At 70.5% G+C, this 18,618-nt stretch carries 20 protein-coding genes; 12 read left to right on the top strand and 8 right to left on the bottom strand.

Going from position 1 to position 18,618, the window contains the following annotated elements:
* Nucleotides 1-128 precede the first annotated feature (128 nt).
* Nucleotides 129-1,190, top strand: coding sequence for a LacI family DNA-binding transcriptional regulator (locus tag ACIBK1_RS06045; protein WP_357320896.1), 1,062 nt, complete (start codon nucleotides 129-131; stop codon nucleotides 1,188-1,190).
* Between the two features lie 689 nt (nucleotides 1,191-1,879).
* Nucleotides 1,880-3,244, top strand: coding sequence for a cellulose binding domain-containing protein (locus ACIBK1_RS06040; RefSeq protein WP_396732667.1), 1,365 nt, complete (start codon nucleotides 1,880-1,882; stop codon nucleotides 3,242-3,244).
* 91 nt (nucleotides 3,245-3,335) lie between these two features.
* Here the strand turns inward: ACIBK1_RS06040 and ACIBK1_RS06035 are convergent, their stop codons facing one another.
* Both ACIBK1_RS06035 and ACIBK1_RS06030 read right to left on the bottom strand, forming a co-directional pair.
* Nucleotides 3,336-4,706 carry a hypothetical protein gene (locus tag ACIBK1_RS06035; RefSeq protein ID WP_396732664.1) on the bottom strand — a complete coding sequence of 457 codons (1,371 nt, stop codon included), beginning with the start codon at nucleotides 4,704-4,706 and terminating at the stop codon, nucleotides 3,336-3,338.
* Entirely contained in the window at nucleotides 4,703-5,125 is a 423-nt protein-coding gene (locus ACIBK1_RS06030; RefSeq protein ID WP_076435331.1) for a MerR family transcriptional regulator, read from the bottom strand. Before ACIBK1_RS06030 ends, ACIBK1_RS06035 begins: the two co-directional genes overlap by 4 nt.
* Before the next feature lie 28 nt (nucleotides 5,126-5,153).
* On the opposite strand from ACIBK1_RS06030, the gene ACIBK1_RS06025 reads away from it, so the two are divergent.
* Nucleotides 5,154-5,906, top strand: coding sequence for an MBL fold metallo-hydrolase (locus ACIBK1_RS06025; protein ID WP_030506921.1), 753 nt, complete (start codon nucleotides 5,154-5,156; stop codon nucleotides 5,904-5,906).
* Nucleotides 5,903-6,589: a siderophore-interacting protein gene (locus ACIBK1_RS06020; protein WP_396732660.1), complete on the top strand. Its 687-nt coding sequence runs from the start codon at nucleotides 5,903-5,905 to the stop codon at nucleotides 6,587-6,589. Before ACIBK1_RS06025 ends, ACIBK1_RS06020 begins: the two co-directional genes overlap by 4 nt.
* Before the next feature lie 87 nt (nucleotides 6,590-6,676).
* Here the strand turns inward: ACIBK1_RS06020 and ACIBK1_RS06015 are convergent, their stop codons facing one another.
* The gene (locus tag ACIBK1_RS06015) at nucleotides 6,677-7,405 is read right to left on the bottom strand and encodes a LysR family substrate-binding domain-containing protein (protein WP_396732657.1); all 729 of its coding nucleotides are present in this window, start codon (nucleotides 7,403-7,405) and stop codon (nucleotides 6,677-6,679) included.
* Between the two features lie 56 nt (nucleotides 7,406-7,461).
* On the opposite strand from ACIBK1_RS06015, the gene ACIBK1_RS06010 reads away from it, so the two are divergent.
* On the top strand, nucleotides 7,462-7,833 hold the full coding sequence (locus ACIBK1_RS06010; protein WP_396732654.1) for a DUF5997 family protein: 372 nt from the start codon (nucleotides 7,462-7,464) through the stop codon (nucleotides 7,831-7,833).
* On the opposite strand, the gene ACIBK1_RS06005 is transcribed toward ACIBK1_RS06010, so the two are convergent.
* Complete coding sequence (locus tag ACIBK1_RS06005) at nucleotides 7,830-8,408, bottom strand: TetR/AcrR family transcriptional regulator (protein WP_396732651.1); 579 nt, start codon at nucleotides 8,406-8,408, stop codon at nucleotides 7,830-7,832. The two genes, ACIBK1_RS06010 and ACIBK1_RS06005, sit on opposite strands and share 4 nt — an antisense overlap.
* Before the next feature lie 82 nt (nucleotides 8,409-8,490).
* Between ACIBK1_RS06005 and ACIBK1_RS06000 the strand changes: the two genes are divergently transcribed.
* Nucleotides 8,491-9,375: an NAD(P)H-binding protein gene (locus ACIBK1_RS06000; protein ID WP_396732648.1), complete on the top strand. Its 885-nt coding sequence runs from the start codon at nucleotides 8,491-8,493 to the stop codon at nucleotides 9,373-9,375.
* Nucleotides 9,376-9,382: 7 nt separating this feature from the next.
* Here the strand turns inward: ACIBK1_RS06000 and ACIBK1_RS05995 are convergent, their stop codons facing one another.
* Nucleotides 9,383-10,000, bottom strand: coding sequence for a histidine phosphatase family protein (locus tag ACIBK1_RS05995; RefSeq protein WP_396732645.1), 618 nt, complete (start codon nucleotides 9,998-10,000; stop codon nucleotides 9,383-9,385).
* 40 nt (nucleotides 10,001-10,040) lie between these two features.
* A complete protein-coding gene (locus ACIBK1_RS05990) occupies nucleotides 10,041-11,276 on the bottom strand; it encodes a PEP/pyruvate-binding domain-containing protein (protein WP_396732642.1) in 1,236 nt (411 codons plus the stop codon).
* A 58-nt stretch (nucleotides 11,277-11,334) separates the two neighbouring features.
* Here ACIBK1_RS05990 and ACIBK1_RS05985 point away from each other — a divergent pair, with 58 nt between their 5' ends.
* Nucleotides 11,335-11,724, top strand: coding sequence for a DNA-binding protein (locus ACIBK1_RS05985; RefSeq protein ID WP_396732639.1), 390 nt, complete (start codon nucleotides 11,335-11,337; stop codon nucleotides 11,722-11,724).
* Nucleotides 11,721-12,356, top strand: a complete 636-nt coding sequence (locus ACIBK1_RS05980; RefSeq protein ID WP_396732636.1) for a transcriptional regulator — start codon at nucleotides 11,721-11,723, stop codon at nucleotides 12,354-12,356. The genes ACIBK1_RS05985 and ACIBK1_RS05980 overlap by 4 nt, the downstream gene beginning before the upstream one ends.
* A 34-nt stretch (nucleotides 12,357-12,390) precedes the next feature.
* Here the strand turns inward: ACIBK1_RS05980 and ACIBK1_RS05975 are convergent, their stop codons facing one another.
* On the bottom strand, nucleotides 12,391-13,338 hold the full coding sequence (locus ACIBK1_RS05975) for an SDR family NAD(P)-dependent oxidoreductase (RefSeq protein WP_396732633.1): 948 nt from the start codon (nucleotides 13,336-13,338) through the stop codon (nucleotides 12,391-12,393).
* Between the two features lie 109 nt (nucleotides 13,339-13,447).
* Between ACIBK1_RS05975 and ACIBK1_RS05970 the strand changes: the two genes are divergently transcribed.
* Nucleotides 13,448-14,113 (top strand): TetR/AcrR family transcriptional regulator, encoded by a 666-nt coding sequence (locus tag ACIBK1_RS05970; protein ID WP_030506910.1) that lies wholly within the window; start codon nucleotides 13,448-13,450, stop codon nucleotides 14,111-14,113.
* Between the two features lie 99 nt (nucleotides 14,114-14,212).
* The gene (locus ACIBK1_RS05965) at nucleotides 14,213-15,703 is read left to right on the top strand and encodes an ArnT family glycosyltransferase (protein ID WP_396732630.1); all 1,491 of its coding nucleotides are present in this window, start codon (nucleotides 14,213-14,215) and stop codon (nucleotides 15,701-15,703) included.
* A 91-nt stretch (nucleotides 15,704-15,794) separates the two neighbouring features.
* Here the strand turns inward: ACIBK1_RS05965 and ACIBK1_RS05960 are convergent, their stop codons facing one another.
* Nucleotides 15,795-16,820 carry a DUF5937 family protein gene (locus ACIBK1_RS05960; protein ID WP_030506908.1) on the bottom strand — a complete coding sequence of 342 codons (1,026 nt, stop codon included), beginning with the start codon at nucleotides 16,818-16,820 and terminating at the stop codon, nucleotides 15,795-15,797.
* 101 nt (nucleotides 16,821-16,921) lie between these two features.
* Here ACIBK1_RS05960 and ACIBK1_RS05955 point away from each other — a divergent pair, with 101 nt between their 5' ends.
* Both ACIBK1_RS05955 and ACIBK1_RS05950 read left to right on the top strand, forming a co-directional pair.
* Entirely contained in the window at nucleotides 16,922-17,497 is a 576-nt protein-coding gene (locus ACIBK1_RS05955; RefSeq protein ID WP_030506907.1) for a dihydrofolate reductase family protein, read from the top strand.
* Between the two features lie 10 nt (nucleotides 17,498-17,507).
* Nucleotides 17,508-18,590, top strand: a complete 1,083-nt coding sequence (locus ACIBK1_RS05950; protein ID WP_396732626.1) for a questin oxidase family protein — start codon at nucleotides 17,508-17,510, stop codon at nucleotides 18,588-18,590.
* Nucleotides 18,591-18,618 lie beyond the last annotated feature (28 nt).

Below are 18,618 nucleotides of genomic sequence, written 5' to 3'. Positions count from 1 at the left end.
ATTGCTAGGGGACTCGCCGGCACACACCGGATGCCCCAGGACTCAGGTTGCTAAATCGGATTAGCAGTGCGATAGTCTCATCACACGAGTCGCGCAGTGTCAACCCCCACATCGCAGGAGGTCACCCGGTGAGCCCACGACGGGTCACGCTGGCGGACGTTGCCAAGACCGCCGGCGTCTCGCCGACCACCGCGTCGCTCGTGCTGTCGGGACGCGGCCGGGAGCTGCGCATCTCCCAGGACGTCGAGCAGCGTGTCCTCAAGGCCGCAGCCGAGTTGCAGTACCGGCCGAACATCGTATCCGTAGGCCTGCGAACTGGGACAACTCGGACTATCGGCTTTATTTCGGACACGGTTGCCACGTCACGTCTCGCCGGCGACATGATCAAGGGCGCCCTCGAGGCCGCGCGGGAGCGCGGCTTCATGCTGTTCATCGGTGAGACGGAGGGCGACGCCGAGCTCGAACGGCTCCTGCTGCAGGCCATGCACGACCGTCAGGTGGACGGGATCATCCTGGCCGCGATGTACACGAGAACTATCAAGGTGCCGAAGGGCATGGCGGCGGCCCCCGCCGTCCTGCTCAACGCGCTCCCCAAACAGCCGTCACCGATGCCCTCGGTCATCCCCGACGAGATCGAGGCCGGACGCGTCGCCGCGAGGGCTCTGCTCGACGCCGGCCACCGCGAGGGCATCCACCTGATCGGCGCAGGCCCGGGACGGCGCAACGTCCCCGCGGGGGGAAGCGTCGCGGCCGTCGAACGGCTCATCGGCATTCGCGAGGTGCTCGCCGAGGCGGGAGTCAAGCCGGCCGGCGGCCACGTCTGCCCCGACTGGCAGCCAGAGTACGGCCTCGCCGTAACCCGGGAACTGCTGAAGAAGGAGCGCCCGAAGGCGTTGATCTGCTTCAACGACCGGGTCGCCCTCGGCGCCTACCAGGCGCTCGACGACTTCGGGCTCGAGGTGCCCGCCGACGTCTCGGTCGTGTCCTTCGACGACCACCCGATCGCCTCGTGGATGCGCCCCCAGCTGACCACGGTGGCCCTCCCGCACTACGAACTCGGCCGCAAGGCCGTCGACGTGCTGTTCACGGAGATCGGCCGTGACCGCGAGGACGACGGCGGGGAGGGCGAGGTGCATCGCGTGCCGATGCCCATCCGCCCCCGCGAGTCGGTCGCGTCGCCGGCCGCCTGACCGGCGCTCCGGCCGGCGGTGAAAAGGGCGGCCTCGCCGCCGGAAACGCGGAGCCGCGGGCGATGAAATTTTCATCGCGGCGTCGGCGGCGACCGCGACCTCTTCCCTGGTCAAAACTCAGGGAATGGACGGCCGCGGGCGAGGGGATCTCGGCCGGGAAGCAAGATCCTTGACATGCATCCTGACTTCATATTTGCTCCGCTTCACCACCACTTCCAGTCGCCCGGCAGAGAGGAGCACGCGCCCGCCCCCGTCTCTGTTATCGCTAACAATTTGTCGGCTCGACGCCAGGCGAAGCTGATCGGGGTCGCCAGATCCCGGCGTAATCCGCCTTCATCTGGCATTCGCCAGGCCACAAGCCGGATTCCACGATTCCGCTGCGTTCTCCGTCGGAACCGCCGAGGAGAGAACGCGGCAGCAGGATAACGGCGATAACGGAAACCTGAATTCGCCTTGCTCTTCCCCGGTGGGGAAAGGGCGAGCACGCGCGCGCCGACGACGGCCGGTCGCCGCGCTCCTCCGGGGTCGACTGACGGTGGGCTCATTCAGCGTTCGAATTCGTTCTGCGAGACCGCCCGGCCGGCAGGCACATGCCGGGGTTCCGGCGCTCCACCAGAACTTCACCAGAACGAGAACCCATTGGCTTCCCTATCGACGTACGTCGACTTTCGAACGACAAAGGGAGTTGCGTGAAGTTGAGACAGAGATCCATCTTTACCGCTGTCGCGGCCGCCGCGCTTCTCGTCCTGAGCACGGGACGCATGGCGCTGAGCGACAGCCTCGGTGCGACCACGCCGTCCTCGGCGAGCGCCGCCGCGGCGGCGACCTCCGGCTGCGGGAAGACCCCGGCGCTGAGAAGCGGTTCACAGACGATCACGACCAGCGGCAAGAGTCGCAGCTGGATCCTGCGGATTCCCGACAACTACGACAACAGCCGCCCCTACCGGTTGATCATCGCGTACCACTGGCTGAACGGCACGGCGCAGATCGTCGACTCGGGCGGGTCGGACGGGTCCGTCTGGGCCTACTACGGGCTCAAGCAGCTGTCGAACAACAGCACGATCTTCATCGCGCCCCAGGGCATCAACAACGGCTGGGGCAATTCCAACGGTGAAGACCTGACCTTCACCGACGACGTGCTGAGGCTCGTCGAGAACGATCTGTGTGTCGACACGACGCAGCGCTTCGCCATGGGGTGGAGCTACGGCGGCGCGATGAGCTTCGCGGTCGCGTGCGCCCGGCCGACGATCTTCCGTGCGGTCGCCGTCTACTCCGGCGCGCAGCTCAGCGGGTGCAACGGCGGCACCCAGCCGGTCGCGTACATGGGAATCCACGGCATCCACGACTCGGTGCTCAACATCTCCAACGGCCGGCAACTGCGTGACCGGTTCGTCTCGAACAACGGCTGCACTCCCATGAGCCCCAGAGAGCCCTCGCAGGGCAGCCTGACGCACATCATCACCGCCTACTCGGGGTGCCGGGCCGGCTATCCGGTCGTATGGGCGGCGTTCGACGGGGATCACACCCCCTCCCCCAACGACGGGTCCACCTCCACGAGCGGCGCCAGGACCTGGACGTCGGCAGAGGTGTGGAAGTTCTTCACCCAGTTCCAGTCCGGTCCGTCTCCGTCCCCGTCTCCCTCGGCTTCGCCGTCCTCGTCCCCGTCTGCGTCCCCGTCCGCGTCGCCTTCCGCGTCGCCTTCCGCGTCCCCGTCCCCGTCGCCCAGCGGCGGATCGGGCGCCTGCCGGGTCAGCGCCACCGTCAACGCGTGGAACAACGGCCTGACCGAGCAGATCGCCATCACCAACACCGGGTCCTCCACCGTCAACGGCTGGTCCCTGACCTTCACCCTCCCCAGCGGGCAGACCATCACCAACGGATGGAACGCCGCCTACTCCCCCAGCAGCGGACAGGTCACGGCGAGGAACGTCAGCTACAACGGCACGATGGCCCCCGGATCCACCACTGAGATCGGCTTCCAAGCCACCCACACCGGCAACGCCGCCAAGCCCACCGCGTTCGCCCTCAACGGAAACCCCTGCACCGTCGCCTGATCGCGGCAATCACCGGGGGTGGAGCCCGACCGGGCCCACCCCCGGGTCCTCCCCGCCGCGCAAGGCACGCGCCCTTCCGAAGCGGCGTTCCCTAGCCCGCACGCCAGAGAGCGGCGTGGGAGACGGCGAAGGGGTTCCCCTTCTTCGAGGTCACCGAGCCTGCCGCGTAGACCTGGCCCGTGCCGGGTCGCAGGGCCAGAGAGTTGACCTGTGCCACGTACCCCGCCGGCGCGGGGATGCGGTGGCGGGTCCAGCGCCCCTCGGACAGATGCCACAGCAGGTCGCCACGGCCGAGCACCCACAGGCCACCCCTGCCGTCGGGCTCCGCCTGGCCGAACGTCGTTATCCGCCAGGCGGGACGCCCCACGCTCGACCCCGGCGGACCCCAGTGGCAGGTCCACGACCTCCCGTCCCAGTGCAGAGCCACCGGGCGTCCCCTTTCCAGCGGCTCGCCCTCATCGTCGTACTCGTGCTCCATCAGCCACGAGACCCCGCCCACGACCCACACGTCATCCGGGCCGATCACGCCGACATCCCGGAGCACGCTGCCCGCCACTTCGTGGTCCGGCGTTTCCAGGACGGGCACCCCGATCAGGCGCCAGCCCACCTGCTCCCTGCCTACCTGCTCCCAGCGCATCGCCGCCGACTGCCCGCCGCGCCCCCCGGTCACGGCCCAGACCTGCTCGTCCTGCGAGCTGAGCGCCCCCGCCTCGGCGGGCAGGCGATAGTGCTGCCATTCCCGCCCCGTCCACAGCAGCCCCACCCGCCCGTTCACGGTCCACGCACGGTCCGCCCCAGCGGATCGCGCGGCGGTGAAGCCCCACCCGATCGTGTCGGCCGCCGGCTTCGCGAGTGCCTCCGAACGCCACCGGCCCCTCTCGTAGGTGCCGATGAAACCGATCGTGTCCCCGCCCTTCCTGCCACTGGAGTTGCCGATCGCCCAGGCCTTGTCCGCTGAGGCGGCGGCGAGCGCGACGACCGACGGCGCGCCACGATCGGGTAGGGGAGGGATCTCGAACGTCCGCCATGCCCCGCCGTCCCGACGACGCACCCCGCCGTCCCTGGTTTCCAGGGAGGTCCCGCGCTGCCTTTCTGTCCAGAAGGTGGCCCAGAGCGCGCCGTCGGCGGCCACGGCGAGCAGGTCGATGGATCCGCGGGCGCGGTCGACCCAGAGCGTCCGCCACGCCGTCGCGACATCGGACGCACGCAGGTCGTCGCGGCCCTCCGGCGGCAGCGCGCACCTCGCGGGCCGGGCCGGCAACGGCTGAAGCTCCGTAGCGCCGGCCGGACGCGGCGAGATCACGGCCATCGGCTTCGCATCGGCGGCGCGGCCTGGTGCGGGCGTACGCCTGCCGATGGCGTCAGACGTGGACGCGCGATCGGCGGGGGTCGCGTCGGGATTGAACGCGCAACCGGCGACGGCCACCATCAGCACGGCCAGTGCCCGACTCACCGTTCTCATGCCCGGAGTCTCTCGTCCGTCGAGCCGGGCGGGATACGCGCCGCGATCTGCTCGCGGGCGTGCGGGCAGTCCGCCAACCTGTGCGGGCAGGCGAGCGCGTGCTCGATCAGGTCCTTGGCCGCGCGCGCCCGCGCGATGCGCTGTTCCAGTGCGGCGACGTGGCGGCGCAACAGGTCCCGGTGGTCCATCGGATCGGGAGCCGACAGCACGGCGCTCAGCTCGCGCAGCCCGAGCCCCGCCTCCTTTCCCATCAGAATCAGCGCCACTCGCACCAGCGCGTCCTGTCCGTAGCGGCGCCGGCCGCCGGCACGCCGAGCGGGTTCGATCAGCCCCACGCTCTCCCAGTGCCGCAGCACATGCGTGGCCAGGCCGAACCGGTCCGCCAGCTCACCGATGGTCAGCTCCTCACTTGACTTCATGTGAACATTAACCGGCACCGTTGGCCGCATGCTCAAGCAAGCAATCGCCGTCACCCGCGTGGTCAACTCCTGCGTGCTACTCGAACTGGACGACCACGCCGTGCTCACCGACCCGTGGTTCACCGAACGATGGTTCCTGCGCCGGGGCGAGCCACTCGGGCTGCGGGTCGCCGAGTTGCCCCCACTCTCCGCGATCGTCGTCACCAATCTGGCCACCAATCACTGGGACCTGCGCGGGCTGCGCGCGTTGCCCGGCAAGGACTCCACACCGCTGTACGTGCCCACCGCGGGCATGGCCCGCCGGGCGAGGGCGCTGGGCTTCCGGCGCGCAGAGCGGGTGCGCTGGGGGGAGACGTACGAGATCGCGCCCGGCCTGTCCATGCGGGTCGTGCCTGCCGGCCGGACCCTCGTGTGGCCCAACAACGCCTACGCGTTCAGCACGGCGAACTCCCGGCTGTTCTTCGGCGGGGAGATCGCCGACGTGGCGCTGCTGGAGCGCTACCGCGCCGAGCACCCGCCTGCGGATCTGGCCCTGCTGCCGGTGAACGGCCTGCGGCCGCCGCTCGGACCGCCTTTGGTGATGGGTCCCGCCCAGGCCGTGGCCGGGGCGTCCGCACTCGGCGCGAAGGTCCTGGTCCCGGTGCACGACGCCCACGGGCACGATCCGCTCTCGGCGCTGTTCCGCACCACGGGCACCGCCTCGGACGCGATCGCCCTGGCCGGACCGGATCTGACGGTGATAAACCTGCCCACGGGCGAGCGCTGGGAGTTGACACCATGATCGGGTTCCTTCACGGAACGGTTTCGGAGATCGAGCAGATCGCCGAACGCATGCGCCGCATCCGGATCACCGGCCCGGACCTGCGCGACCTGACCTGGATGCCGGGCATGCACACCCGGCTGCGGGTCGGCGACCCCCGCTCGCCCCGCTCGTGGTTACGCGGGCTCCGCCGCACCTACTCCATCTGGGACTACTCCCCCGCCGGCCGGCTCGATCTGTGCGTACTCGACCATCCGTCCGCCGGGCCCGGAGCGCAGTGGGCGCGGCGGGTACGCGTCGGCGACCCGGCGGCTCTCACTTCGCCGGAAGGCAGGCTCGTCCTCCGTGAGGATGCGCGCTACCACCTGTTCGTCGGCGACGAGACCGCGACCGCGGCCTTCGGAGCGATGCTGCGCGCGTTGCCCTCGTCCGCGATCGTGCACGGCGCGATCTCGGTCGGGGACCCCGGCGACCGTCTCCCACTGGACCATGCGGATCGCCTGACGTGGAGGTGCCGCCCGGCCGACCTCGCCGACGTGACCCGCTCCCTGGAGCTCCCCCACACGCCGGGGGTCGCCTATCTCGCCGGAGAGGCCCGCGCGTGCCAAGCCGTACGTCTCCACCTCGTCCGAGAACGCGGCTGGCCTCGCGGATCCGTCGTCGTGAAACCGTTCTGGACCCCCGGACGGCGCGGCATGGACTGACCGCTTCATCGAAGGCCGCCCTTCGACGAGGGCGGCCTCGTACCTGTCACGCCCGCCTGCGGTCAGGCGAAGGTTCGGGGTCGGAGGTCACCGCGACCGATAGCCCTTCCTCTTGCGGCCGGCCGGCACGCCCCGGCGACCGGAGCCGTTCTGCGCGGGTTTCTGGGCCTGCCGGGGTGCTGGTTTCTCCGCGGGCGAGGCAGGGGTCCGGCCCCGCGAGCTGTTCACCGTCCGGCCGCGGACGATGCCGATGAAATCTTCGACCAGGTCGGTGGTCGCGTCCGTGGGCCAGGTCAGCGCGATCTGAGACTGCGGCGCGTCGAGCACCGGCCGGTACGTGAGATCCCTCCGGTGGTAAAGGCGTGCCAGCGACTGCGGGACCAGGAGAAGCCCGGTGCCGGCCGCCACCAGCTGGACCGCGTCCTCCGTCGTGGCCGGACGGGTGAACGCGCGCTGCCCGGGCCGGACCTGCCACTCGATCGTGTCGTCCAGGGCGTGGAACACCTCGTCGTCGGCGAGGTCGGCGACGGTCACCTCGTCGGCGGCGGCCACCGCGTGGTCCTTGGGCACCACGACCACTGTGGTCTCCACGTAGAGAGGAATCACGCTGAGCCCGTCTCGGTCGATCGGTAGCCGGGCGAATCCGGCGTCGGCGCCGCCGTTCCGGAGGAGCCCCACCACCTCGTCGGCGGCAACCGCGACCAGGGCGACCGGCACGTCGGGCGTCCTCTCGGTCCAGATCTTGACCCACTTCGCGGGTGTCACCCCGGGCACGTAAGCCAGCCGGAACACCCTGCCGGTCTCTCCATCAGTCACTTCCTCAGGCTACCGATGTCATGGGAACCCGCTCCGACTGACTACTCTTGACGTTTATGAGCTCGTCCAAGCCGAAGACCATCCAGACGATGAAGCCCGCGACCGCGGCCAAGAAGCTGGGTGTCCTCCTCTCGGCCACGCCCGCCGAGTTCCAGGCGGGTGTCGTCTCCAGGGACGAGCTGAACGAGTTGCAGTCGACGCCGCCCGCCTGGCTCCTCGACCTGCGCCGCAACGGCCCGCACCCCAAGCAGGTCATCGCCGCGAAGCTGAGGATCTCCATCTCCGGCCTCATTAGAGGCGGAATCACCGGACCGCTCACCACGGCCGAGATCGAGGCGCTGAAGGCGGAGAACCCGCCGTGGCTGGAGCACGAACGGTCCGTCCAGGCCGAGGTCCGCAAAGAAGCACTCCGTCTCAAGCAGCGCTAGACGTCTCCCGCGGCTGGGCCGGAGCCGCGGATGCCCTCCAGCACAAGCATGACGTGCCTGCGCCAGGCACCGGCACCGGTCATGTTGGCCATGGCACCACGGGTGATGAGCACGAAGTCATCGGCGCGGAAGTCTTCACGGAGGCGGCCGGCGTCGACGGCGCGCCGCACGATGCGTTCGGTGATCGCGGAGAAATCCGTCTTCTCGGCGGCGATGTCGTTCCAGCTCGGCTCTTCCGGGCCGAGGAGCGCGAAGCGGAACGCGGCGTCGGCCTCCGCGGACTCCAGATAGCCGTACAGCAGCGTCTCGAACGCCACCCACGGATCCTCGGCCTCGTCGGCGGCGCGGGCGAGGCCGGTTATCGCCTCGAACCGGCGGCCGATGATCGCCGCGAGTAGCGCTCGCTTGTCGGCGAAGTGCCGGTAGAGGGTGCCGACTCCGAGGCCGGCACGCTCGGCGATCTCGTCCATCTGCACGGCGTCGCCTCGCCGGGCGAACAGTTCGGCGGCCGCATCGAGGACGGCCTCGCGGTTGCGCCGGGCGTCGGCGCGCAACGAGCGTACGGGAGCGGTCATGGTCACTCCACTCTAATTGACGTTGCCTGGAAGCCGTGCCATATTCGGAACCGGAGTTCAGGTTCAGCTTAGGAGAGATCTAATGATCGTCGTCACCACACCGACAGGACAGATCGGCAGCCGGCTGGTCCGTCGGTTGCTCGACCAGGACGAAGAGATCCGGGTGATCGTCCGGGACGCCTCGCGTCTGAATGGCGCGGTCCGCGAGCGGGCCGAGATCGTCGTTGGCTCCCACGACGATCCGGCCGCGCTCGACAAGGCACTACCCGGGGCCGATGCGCTGTTCTGGCTCGTCCCACCGAATCCACAGGCGCCGAGCGCCGAGGAGCACTACCTCGCTTTCGCCCGGGCGGGCTCCGCTGCCGTCGCCCGCCACGACGTCGGTCACGTCGTCGGTGTCTCCAGCGCCGGGCACGGCTGGCCGGCCCCGGCAGGCGTCCTCTCGGCGGCTTTCGCGATGGACGCCGAACTCCGCACGTCCGGTGCGGCGTACCGGGCGTTGTCCATGCCCTTCTACATGGAGAACCTCCTCGGGCAGCTCGATGCGATCCTCGGACACGGCGCGTTCTCCCTGACCTGTGCGGGTGACCTGCCGCTGGCGTCGATCGCGACGCGGGACATCGCCGGCATCGCGGCCGGCCTGCTCACCGACCTGTCCTGGACCGGGCAGGAGAACCTCCCCGTGTTCGGCCCCGACCGGCTGACCCCTGACGGCATGGCCGAGGTGATCAGCCAGGAGCTCGGGCGTCCGGTCGCCTACCGTCGTGTGAGCCTGGACGATTACGCGTCGCTTCTGCGCTCCCGGGGCGCCGGCGACCAGGCGGTGAAGGACGTGACCGAGGCGTTCGCCGCGCAGGACCACGGCATCTACGACGCGGACTGGGCGACCGCCACGCCCACGCCGACGGACTTCCGCACCTGGTGCAGGGACGTGCTCAAGCCCGCCGCGGACGCCCGGGCATCCTGACGCCGCCTCACGGCCTGATGCCTGCGGGGAATCCGGTCCACCGCAGGTCGGGCGGGAGGTGACTCATGTCGTTGAACATCACGATCGTGGGCGGCAGGCCGTCGCGGTATTCGATGACCGTCAGCGCGGTGTTGGCGCTGTTCAGGCCAAGCCACCGGGACGGCGGCGCGTCCAGGGCGTGCCGCACCAGCCACGCGATCGGATAGGCGTGCGTCACCAGGACCTCGTGCGTGCCGGGCCGCACGCCTTCCGCGGTTGGCTCGGGGACCTTCGCGAACCGGGCGACCAGAGCATCGGCGATCCTCTGGCCCGAGGCCGCCGCGGCCTCGTCGTAGCCGTCGAAGAAGCCGGCCCAGGACGGGGGCGTCTCTGCCGCTCCGGGCACGTAGGGCACGTGGTCGACGAGTTCGGCCGCCTCGGTCACGGGCACGTTCTCCGGCAGATGACGCGCGAGTTCGTACGCGCTTGCCACCGCACGCGGCAGCGGTGAGTGCCACACCGCGTCGACAGGCACGGCCGCCAGCCGTTCGCCCAGCAGGCCTGCCTGCCGACGCCCGACATCGGTGAGTTCGCCGAACGCGTCGGCTGCGCCGTGGCGCGCGAGGTAGAGGCGTCTGATCGTCATGACAGGTACGGGAGCCGGCGCGGACGACGGAAGTGAGCAGTCACGCGTCTGCCGCCGTGACGGTGCCGGTGGTGCCGTCAATGGTGACGACGGTGTCGTCGCGGAGCCTGCTCGTCGCGTTCGGGACGCCGAGGACGGCGGGGATGCCGTGCTCCCGAGCGACAATCGCGGCGTGGGAGAGCACGCCTCCGGTTTCGGTGACGACGCCGGCGGCGATGCGGAGCAGCGGCGTCCAGGCGGGGTCGGTGAAGGGGCAGACGAGGATGTCGCCCGGGCGCACGCGCGCGAAGTCGCCGAACCCACGGACGATCCTCGCGGTGCCGGTCACGGTCCCGTGACTGCCGGGCGTTCCAGCGAGCTCGGCGATTGTGACGCCCGGGGCTCCGGGTGGGGGTGGTGGGAGTGCGGCGGTGACCGGCCGTGCTTGCAGAATCCACGTGCGGCCGTCGGCGATCGCCCACTCGATGTCCTGCGGTCCGCCGAGTGCGGCAGCGATCTGTCCGCCCAGCTCGGCGAGCCGCGCGGCGGTCGTGTCGTCGATGGCCGGCCGGTTCCGGACAGCGGTGGGCACGTCGCGGATGACGAGCCGCGTGCCACGCCGGTCGAGGCGCTTCTGTTTGTCCGCGACGGTGCGGGTGACCGACCCGTCCCGGGCGACGCGGTAGGCGTCAGGGGTGACTCTGCCCTCGACGATGCTGGGGCCGAGGCCCCAGGACGCCTCGATCCGGGTCGCCTCGTCCGGGTCCGCCGGTGTGAACATGACCCCGGAGATCTCGGCGTCTACGTGGCGCTGGACGATGACGGCCATCAGAAGATCGCTGAACGGTTGATCGTCCGAGGCAGCCCTGTAGGCGACGGCACGCGGGGAGAACAGCGAGGCCCAGCAGGCGCGTACGGCCGTGGCGACCGAACCGACTCCGCGCACGGCGAGGAAGCTGTCGTGCTGGCCGGCCGCCGATGCCTGGCCGGTGTCCTCCTTCGCCGCCGATGATCTCACTGCCACGGGCGGATCACCGAGCTGGTCGAGCGCGCGTCCCAGCGCATCGATCACGGCGGCGGGGACCGGCCGCGCCTCGACCGCCTGCCGCGCCGCGGCGACGTCGTCCGGCTCGCCGGCGAACCGCCCGAGGTCCAATTCATGGACAGCGGCGAGGTAGGCGTCGAACGGGACGACGAAGCCGTCAGGAACCGGCAGATCCGCACGGAGCAACGCGCCGAGCGCGCCGGCCTTGCCCCCGCACGTGCCGACGACGCTCTCCAGGAGAGGTACGACCACGACGCTTCCCTTCAACGAAGCGTTGACAATAATTTGTTGATTGTGCATTCTGAGCCCTATGCAACGCAAGGACGACATCAGCGCGCACGCCGACAACGTGCAGGCTCAGCGTGAACGGGACGCGCGTGAACGTCTTCTGGGCCTGGGCGCGGACGAGCTCGACGCCCGCCCGTGGCGTCCCTCACCCGTCCCGCCGTCGGCGGTCGACCTTGTGCAGTTCGCCGTCTGGCGCAACGCCGGCCTGGCGCCGGAGGACATCCTGAGCGCACTCGCCCTCCTGCCGGCCGCACGAGCCGAGGTCGAAGGACTCGAGTCCGCCCTGCTGTTCATCGCCCGGAGCGCAGGTCTGACCTGGGCGCAGATGGCACACGTGATGGGGTTCAACTCCCCCCAGGCGTGCCAGCAGCACTACACCCGCCTGACGGCACGACAGGACGCCGGCTCGTGACGCGCGACTCCGCGCCCGACCTCCTGGTCCTGCACGCCGTACGCATCACCGGGTTCGCGGACACCCCGGCGATCGCGCATCGGTACGGACTCGACGCGGCCACGACGAAGGAGGTGCTGCGCGACGCCGAGGCACGTGGCTGGGTGGAGCACACCGCCTTCGCGGGCACCGGAGGCTGGTCGCTGACCGAACCGGGCCGCGCCGAGAACGAGCGCCGGCTCGCGGCCGAGCTCACCCGCGTCGGCGGCGCCGACGAGGTCCGAGACGTCTACCGCATGTTCCTTCCGCTGAACGCTCTCCTGCTGCAGGCCTGCACCGACTGGCAACTCCGGCCCACCGCCGGCGATCGGCTCGCCGTCAACGACCACTCCGATCCCACCTGGGACGCCGGAGTGCTTCACGAGCTCGCCTGCATCGACCGGGCACTCACGCCACTCGTCGACCGGCTCGGCCGCGTCCTCACGCGGTTCCACGGATATGACACACGATTCGCCACAGCCCTGGCACACGCCCGAGCCGGGAAGGGCGCCTGGGTCGACCGCACCGACGTGGACTCCTGCCATCGTGTCTGGTTCGAGCTCCACGAAGACCTCCTCGCCACGCTCGGCCTCGACCGGCACGAGCGACCCTGACCCGTTCGCGTACGACGAAGGCGAACAACGCCGCCTACATCGTGACGACCGATCCGGAGGGAAACGGGTTCTGCTTGGACTGAACGACGGGGAACCTCACTCCGGTGAGGTCTTCGGAGACGGCCCACAGCCGCTGCTGGACGGCCATCTCGTACGACTCCGGGCTGGAGGTGACCAGCCGGGGGTGGCCCATGATCTCGTAGCGTCCGCCGGGACCGTAGTACTGGCCGCCGAGCACCGCGGGGTCGGCGGCGGCGCGCAGGGTCGGCAACGCGCCCATCGCCGACGTCTGGGCGATCAGCGGCGCGAGCCAGGTGAGCGGAAGCCGGAGGGCCGCGGGGGCGTTGCGGGCGAGCTCGGTGTTGGACACGCCGGGGTGGGCGGCCACCGCGACGGTGGTGCCGTGCGCGGCGAGCCGGCGCTGCAGCTCGTACGTGAACATCAGGTTGGCCAGCTTGGACTGGCCGTAGGCGGCGACCCGGCTGTACGACCGCTCCCACTGCAGGTCGTCGAAGTGGATCGCGGCCCGGACGCGGTGGCCGGTGCTGCTGACCGTGACCACGCGCGAGCCGGGCACCGGCAGCATCAGGTCGAGCAGCAGCCCGGTGAGCGCGAAGTGGCCGAGGTGGTTGGTGCCGAACTGCATCTCGAAGCCGTCCCGGGTGGTCTGCTTCGGGGTGTACATCACGCCGGCGTTGTTGATCAGCAGGTCGATCCGGTCGAGCCGGGACCGCAGCGCCGCCGCCGCGGCCCGGACGGAGTCGAGCGAGGTCAGGTCCAGCGCCTGCACAGTCACGTCGCCGGTCATGCGGGCCGCGGCCTGCTCGCCCTTCTCCACGTTGCGTACGGCGAGCACCACGGACGCCCCGCGCTCGGCGAGCGCCTTGGCGGTCTCGTACCCCAGTCCGGTGTTGGCCCCGGTCACCACGGCCACCCGTCCGCGCTGGTCCGGAATGTTGGCCGTCGTCCACTTCTCGCCCATGTCAGGCTCCCAACTAACTAACGTACCGAAGGTATCTTGTACCGACGACGCTAAGGTACTCGCGGTACGTTGTCAACGTACCGGAGGTACTTAAGTTAGGCTGGCGATCGTGACTTTCCAGCGGGCGCGCACCGAAGAGCAGCGGGAGATCCGCCGGCGGGCGATCCTCGACATGGCGTCGGCGATGCTCGACGAGATGCCCGTGGCCGCGGTCACCCTGAACGAGCTCAGCCGCCGGGTGGGCCTGGCGAAGCCGAACGTGCTGCGCTACTTCGAGTCCCGCGAGGCGGTGCTGCTGGAACTGCTGGACCGCTTCCTGCGGGAGTGGCTGAGGGAACTGGCGGACGAGCTGGCCGCCGGCGTCGACGAGAATCTGCCCATGGCGGAGCGAGCGGCAGCGGTGGCCGACATTCTCAGCCGCTCGCTCTCCAGCCGAGTGGTGCTGTGCGACCTCTTCGGCGCACAGGGCGGCGTCCTGGAGCACAACGTCTCCGTCGAGGTCGTAGCACGCTACAAGCGCGCCTCCCTGGAGCGCCTGGCGGCCATGACCGCCCTGATCCAGAACTACCTGCCCGAGCTGGGCGAGAACGCGACACAGTTCAGCCTGCAAACCATGGTCATGGCCGGCGCGCTGTCGGCGTACAGCACACCCCCACCCAGCCTGCAGGCGGCCTACCAGGCCGAACCCGACCTGGCCCGCTTCCACATGGAGCTGAAGGACTCCTTGAAGCTGGCCCTGACCGCGACTCTCCTCGGCGTGCTACCCCGCCGCTGACCTGCTCTGCTCCTGCTCGGCGATCGCCCGGGCGATTAGCTCTGATCGACTTTGTTACAGGCCCTGGCGCCGTGGCGGTAGCGCGATCACACTGTGACAATGCCGGACACCACCCAGCGCACCCGGTCCTTCGTCGTCCCCTGGCCGGTGGTCCTGATCGCTGGTCTGGTAGTCGCTCTGCTGCTGGCGTTCTCGGGCGCCTACGGCTTCCTGGGCGACGAGATGTATTTCGTCGTGGCGGGTCGGCATCCCGCCTTCGGCTACGTCGACCAGCCGCCGCTGACCCCGTTGCTCTCCGCCGCCTCGGTGGGCCTGCTGGGCGTCTCGCCGACCGCGGTCCGGGTGCTGCCGGCCGTGGAGGCGGCGCTCGTCGTCGTCCTCGTCGCGCTCATCTCACGCGACCTCGGCGGGTCTCGGCGGGCGCAGTTCCTGGCGGCCGTCACGGCCGCCGTCTCCGGCTATCTCGCCGCCGGCCACATGGACACCACCACAGGTCTCGACCTGCTCGCCTGGGCGCTCATCCTGTGGCTGGCGGTCCGGCTTCTCGCCGGTGCCGACCGGCGCCTGTGGCTGGCGGTGGGCCTGACCGCCGGGATAGGGCTGCAGAACAAGGACACCCTGCTGTTCCTGGCCGCGGGGCTGGCGCTGGGCGTTCTCGCCGCCCGGCGCTGGGACGTCGTCCGTTCACCGTGGCCGTGGGCGGCCATCTCGATCGCTTTCCTGCTCTGGGCGCCGAACCTCGCCTGGCAGGCGGCGAACGGCTGGCCCCAGCTCACCATGGCCTCGCGCATCGCCGGGTACGCGGCGGACAACCGCGCCCAGATCGTGCCGCTGCTCTGGCTCTTCACCGGTCCGATCCTGTTCGCCGTGAGCCTCGCCGGAGCGGTCTGGCTCCTGCGTTCGAGGAACGCGGTTCCGTGGCGGGCGATCGGCATCGCGGGCCCCGTCGCGCTCGTCCTCGCCGTCGCGACCGGAGGAAAGGCCTACTACGCGATCGGCACCGCGGCCGTGTTCATGGCCGCCGGTTCGATCGTCGTCGACCGCTGGCTCGTACGCGGCCACGCCGGCATCAAGGGGGCAGTCTTCACCGTCGCCGCCTTGGTCTCGGGTCTGCTCATCGCGTACCTGACCCTGCCGGTCCTGCCCGTCGCCACCTATGCCGCCAGCACCCTTCCGGCCACGGTGCCGGACACCGCGAACCAGATCGGCTGGCCGGCGTTCGTCTCCACGGTCAAGGGCGTGGTGGCAGCCCTGCCCCCCGACGAGCGCGCCCGAGCGGTGATCCTGGCCAACGACTACAGCGAGGCGAGCGCACTCGACCTGCTCGGATCGGGACTGCCCCCCACCTACTCCGGTCACAACTCGTACTGGTCATGGGGCCCGCCACCGGCTCAACGCACCGTCGTCGTCCACGTCGGCGACTGGCGGCCCACCGACTGGAGCAGGTTCTTCGTCGGCTGCCACGACGTGGCCCGGATCGACAACGGACTGGGCGTTCCGAACGGGGAGCAGGGCAAGGCCGTCTCGGTATGCACCGGCCTGAAGTCGTCGTGGACCGCGATGTGGCCCGGGCTCCGAACCATCAGCTGAGGAGCTCGTGCAGCCGGTGCCGCCACTGTTCGGCAGGGATCGCCGCGAGCTCGGCGGGCGCAAGCTCCCTGGTGGCGGGGGACGCTGCGGCTCAGGCGTCGGGCTGCCGGCCTGCCTCGCTGAGCAGCCGGTCGCCGAGTTCGGTCCGGGAGTAGAGCACCTGCCGGCCCGCCCGGCGCGAGGTGAGCAGCCCGGCGGCACGCAGCGCCTGGAGGTGCACGCTGAGCGTCGGCGCGGAGAGCGCCATCTGAGTGGCGGCCTGGCTGGTCGACATCGGCAGATCGAGCTGGGCCAGCAGGACGGCCCGGGTCTGCCCGAGGACGCCGGCGAGCGCCGAGCCGCTCTGCTCGGGGTACTCCTCCCAGAGCCGGCCGAGGCCGCGCGGGGAGTAGGAGACGCTGGGTGAATCCGGCTGCGCGGTCCGCACCAGGACGTCCGGCCAGGCGAAGGCGCACGGCACGAGGAACAGGCCGCGCCCGCCGCAGTCGGCGTGGCCCTCGTAGTACTTGACGATCCTCAGCGTCTGGTCGGCGAACGTCACCGACGGGTGCAGGTTGCCCATCATCCGGTCGACGCCGCCGTCGGCCAGGGCATCGAGTCGGTAGGCGATGTCGTCGTGGAGTAACGCATTGATCCGCGGCCACTCTGGGGCGATCGCGACCCGGTGGTACGTCTCGAGCGCCTCCGTGACGGGGCCGATGCCCGCGTCCGGCCGATCCACCAGCGCCTGGAGCAGCGCTCGCCGCCCTTCGCGGCCGGGCCCCTGCTGGGCCACCGGGTGGGCCGCCAGGTGCGCCAACTCCTGCGCCACGATCTCCGGGTCGGCGTCGGCGATCTGCGCCAGCGCGTCCGCGAAGGTCGAGGACCGGCGACCCGGCGGCGGCACCAGGAAGTCGGGGATGTAGCCCTCCGGACGCACCAGCGCCCGCAGGAGGTCGAGGTCGCGCTCGCGCAGCCGGCCCGCTCGCTCGGCGAACCGGTCCATCCAGGGCCGGTGCAGGTGCCGCCCCTGCCTGCGGGCGGCCAGCGTACGCAGGCTGGCGACGGTCTCCATGAGGGGTGAGACGGCGAAGCGTACGCGGGTCAAGTCCGTCGCCGTGAAGTGCAGGTGGATCACGCGGCCGCCCTTCCGATTAGCCCTGAGCCTAATCGTGGCCGTGTCCGTGATGTCAGGACAGACTCAGGCCATCCACGTTGACCACGGATAGGACATCGAAGATGCGCACGCTGATCTACACCGCCTTCGTCTCGCTGGACGGCGTCGTCGATTCTCCCGGCGGCGGCACCGAGGCCCACCGCAGCGCCGGCTGGACCTTCAAGGACATCGAGTTCCTGCCCGAGGCGTACGAGCTGAAGGGCCGGGAGATCGAGGAGGCCACCGCGCTGATGTTCGGCCGGACCAGCTACGAGGTGTTCTCGCCGGTGTGGCCGGACATGGAGGAGTTCGCCGCTCTCAAGGAACTGCCGAAGTACGTCGTCTCGACCACCCTCGGCCAGGACGCCCTCGTCGACAACTGGGGTGACATCACGATCCTGCGCTCCCTCGAGGACGTCGTGAAGGTCAAGGAGAGCGACGGCGGCCCGATCTTCATCCACGGCAGCGCCACCCTCGCCCACAGCCTCTCCGACGCCGGCCTGATCGACCGCTACCACCTGCTGGTCTTCCCCGTGCTGCTCGGAGCCGGCAAGCGGATGTTCAGCGACACCGACAAGGACAAGCAGATGCTGAAGGTGGCCGAGTCCGAGACGTACGCCAACGGCATCACCAAGCTCGTCTACGACGTCGTCCGCTGAGGTGGCCGTCATGACCCGCGAGTCGATGATGGAGACCCTGCCAGCAGCGTACGAGCGACTGCACGCGTACGGGCCGGAGTTCGGCGGCGACGAGGAGGGCAACCACGGGTTGACCAACCACGGTCCGATGGCCGTGGAGGTCATGGTCCGGCGGGGGCTCGACATCGACGTCGACGGCTGGCTCGACCGCTACGTACGCCGCCTGGCGGAGCTGCCCGGCACGAGCGCGGCCATCCAGCCGGGCGAGTGGCGCGCGGCGCTGGGCCAGGCGCGACGGCTGCCCGACTGGGCCGCGTACTTCCGGCACGAGCTGACCGAGCGCCCGTGGCAGGAAGTGCTCGCCGAGTGGTGGCCACGGCTGGTGCCGGGCATCGTGGCCGGCTCGACCCACGGCGTGATCCGGGTCAGTCACGCGGTGCGTACACTGCGCGGCACCGCTTGCGCCCCAGCACGCCAGACCCTCGACGAACTGGCCCACGGGCTGGCGTTCTGGGCCGCGCGCTATCGCGAGCTCGCCGGGGTGGTCGCGCCGGGGGGCGCCCTCACACCGCGACAGGCCCTGCCGGCCGTCACCCGGCTCAAGGAGCAAAACGGCTTCATCGCCCATCGGCTCGACCGGCTCGAGCGCAGCCCGGGCTGGACGGAGAGCCTGCGCGCGCTGAAACCCGCCGCGTCCGCCGAGGATGTCCCGGCGCGGCTGGAGTCGCTCGTCGACAGCGCCGCCCACGCGTACCTCGGGCTCGGCCACGGTTCGCCGGTCCTGCTGGTCCACGCCGCTACCGCGCCCAACGCCGTGCGGCACGTGCTCCCGGTCCTGCCGGCAGAGCAGTGGCTGCCGAGCCTGACGGCGGCCTGGGCGGCCGTGGTGGCGGTCATCGCGACGTACGCCCCGGCCCGGCCGGCCCCGTGCGCGGAGATCGTCCGGCGCTATCCCGAGCTGACCCGCGAGGACGCGCTCCAGCGAGCAGCCGAGCACGGCGACGAGCACGTCCTGAAGTTCGCCGACACGGCCGTCGAGTCGTACGACCGCACCGGCGACCCCGAGCTGCTCGCCGCGACCCTGCACGTCGGCGAGCTGATCGACCGTCCGTGACGCGAGCGAGGTCAGGTCCTGACGACGG

The organism is Microbispora rosea (genome assembly GCF_044460045.1).
GTDB classification, from domain to species: domain Bacteria; phylum Actinomycetota; class Actinomycetes; order Streptosporangiales; family Streptosporangiaceae; genus Microbispora; species Microbispora rosea.
The sequence above is the reverse complement of the archived record's forward strand: the minus strand, read 5'-3'. Positions and strand labels throughout refer to the sequence as shown.

What these genes read in the sequence shown, in the direction of transcription:
- ACIBK1_RS06035 (WP_396732664.1), bottom strand. Translation starts at nt 4,706, where the DNA reads ATGAGAACGGTGAGTCGGGCACTGGCCGTGCTGATGGTGGCCGTCGCC.
- ACIBK1_RS06030 (WP_076435331.1), bottom strand. Translation starts at nt 5,125, where the DNA reads ATGAAGTCAAGTGAGGAGCTGACCATCGGTGAGCTGGCGGACCGGTTC.
- ACIBK1_RS06025 (WP_030506921.1), top strand. Translation starts at nt 5,154, where the DNA reads ATGCTCAAGCAAGCAATCGCCGTCACCCGCGTGGTCAACTCCTGCGTG.
- ACIBK1_RS06020 (WP_396732660.1), top strand. Translation starts at nt 5,903, where the DNA reads ATGATCGGGTTCCTTCACGGAACGGTTTCGGAGATCGAGCAGATCGCC.
- ACIBK1_RS06010 (WP_396732654.1), top strand. Translation starts at nt 7,462, where the DNA reads ATGAGCTCGTCCAAGCCGAAGACCATCCAGACGATGAAGCCCGCGACC.
- ACIBK1_RS06005 (WP_396732651.1), bottom strand. Translation starts at nt 8,408, where the DNA reads ATGACCGCTCCCGTACGCTCGTTGCGCGCCGACGCCCGGCGCAACCGC.
- ACIBK1_RS06000 (WP_396732648.1), top strand. Translation starts at nt 8,491, where the DNA reads ATGATCGTCGTCACCACACCGACAGGACAGATCGGCAGCCGGCTGGTC.
- ACIBK1_RS05995 (WP_396732645.1), bottom strand. Translation starts at nt 10,000, where the DNA reads ATGACGATCAGACGCCTCTACCTCGCGCGCCACGGCGCAGCCGACGCG.
- ACIBK1_RS05985 (WP_396732639.1), top strand. Translation starts at nt 11,335, where the DNA reads ATGCAACGCAAGGACGACATCAGCGCGCACGCCGACAACGTGCAGGCT.
- ACIBK1_RS05975 (WP_396732633.1), bottom strand. Translation starts at nt 13,338, where the DNA reads ATGGGCGAGAAGTGGACGACGGCCAACATTCCGGACCAGCGCGGACGG.
- ACIBK1_RS05965 (WP_396732630.1), top strand. Translation starts at nt 14,213, where the DNA reads ATGCCGGACACCACCCAGCGCACCCGGTCCTTCGTCGTCCCCTGGCCG.
- ACIBK1_RS05955 (WP_030506907.1), top strand. Translation starts at nt 16,922, where the DNA reads ATGCGCACGCTGATCTACACCGCCTTCGTCTCGCTGGACGGCGTCGTC.
- ACIBK1_RS05950 (WP_396732626.1), top strand. Translation starts at nt 17,508, where the DNA reads ATGACCCGCGAGTCGATGATGGAGACCCTGCCAGCAGCGTACGAGCGA.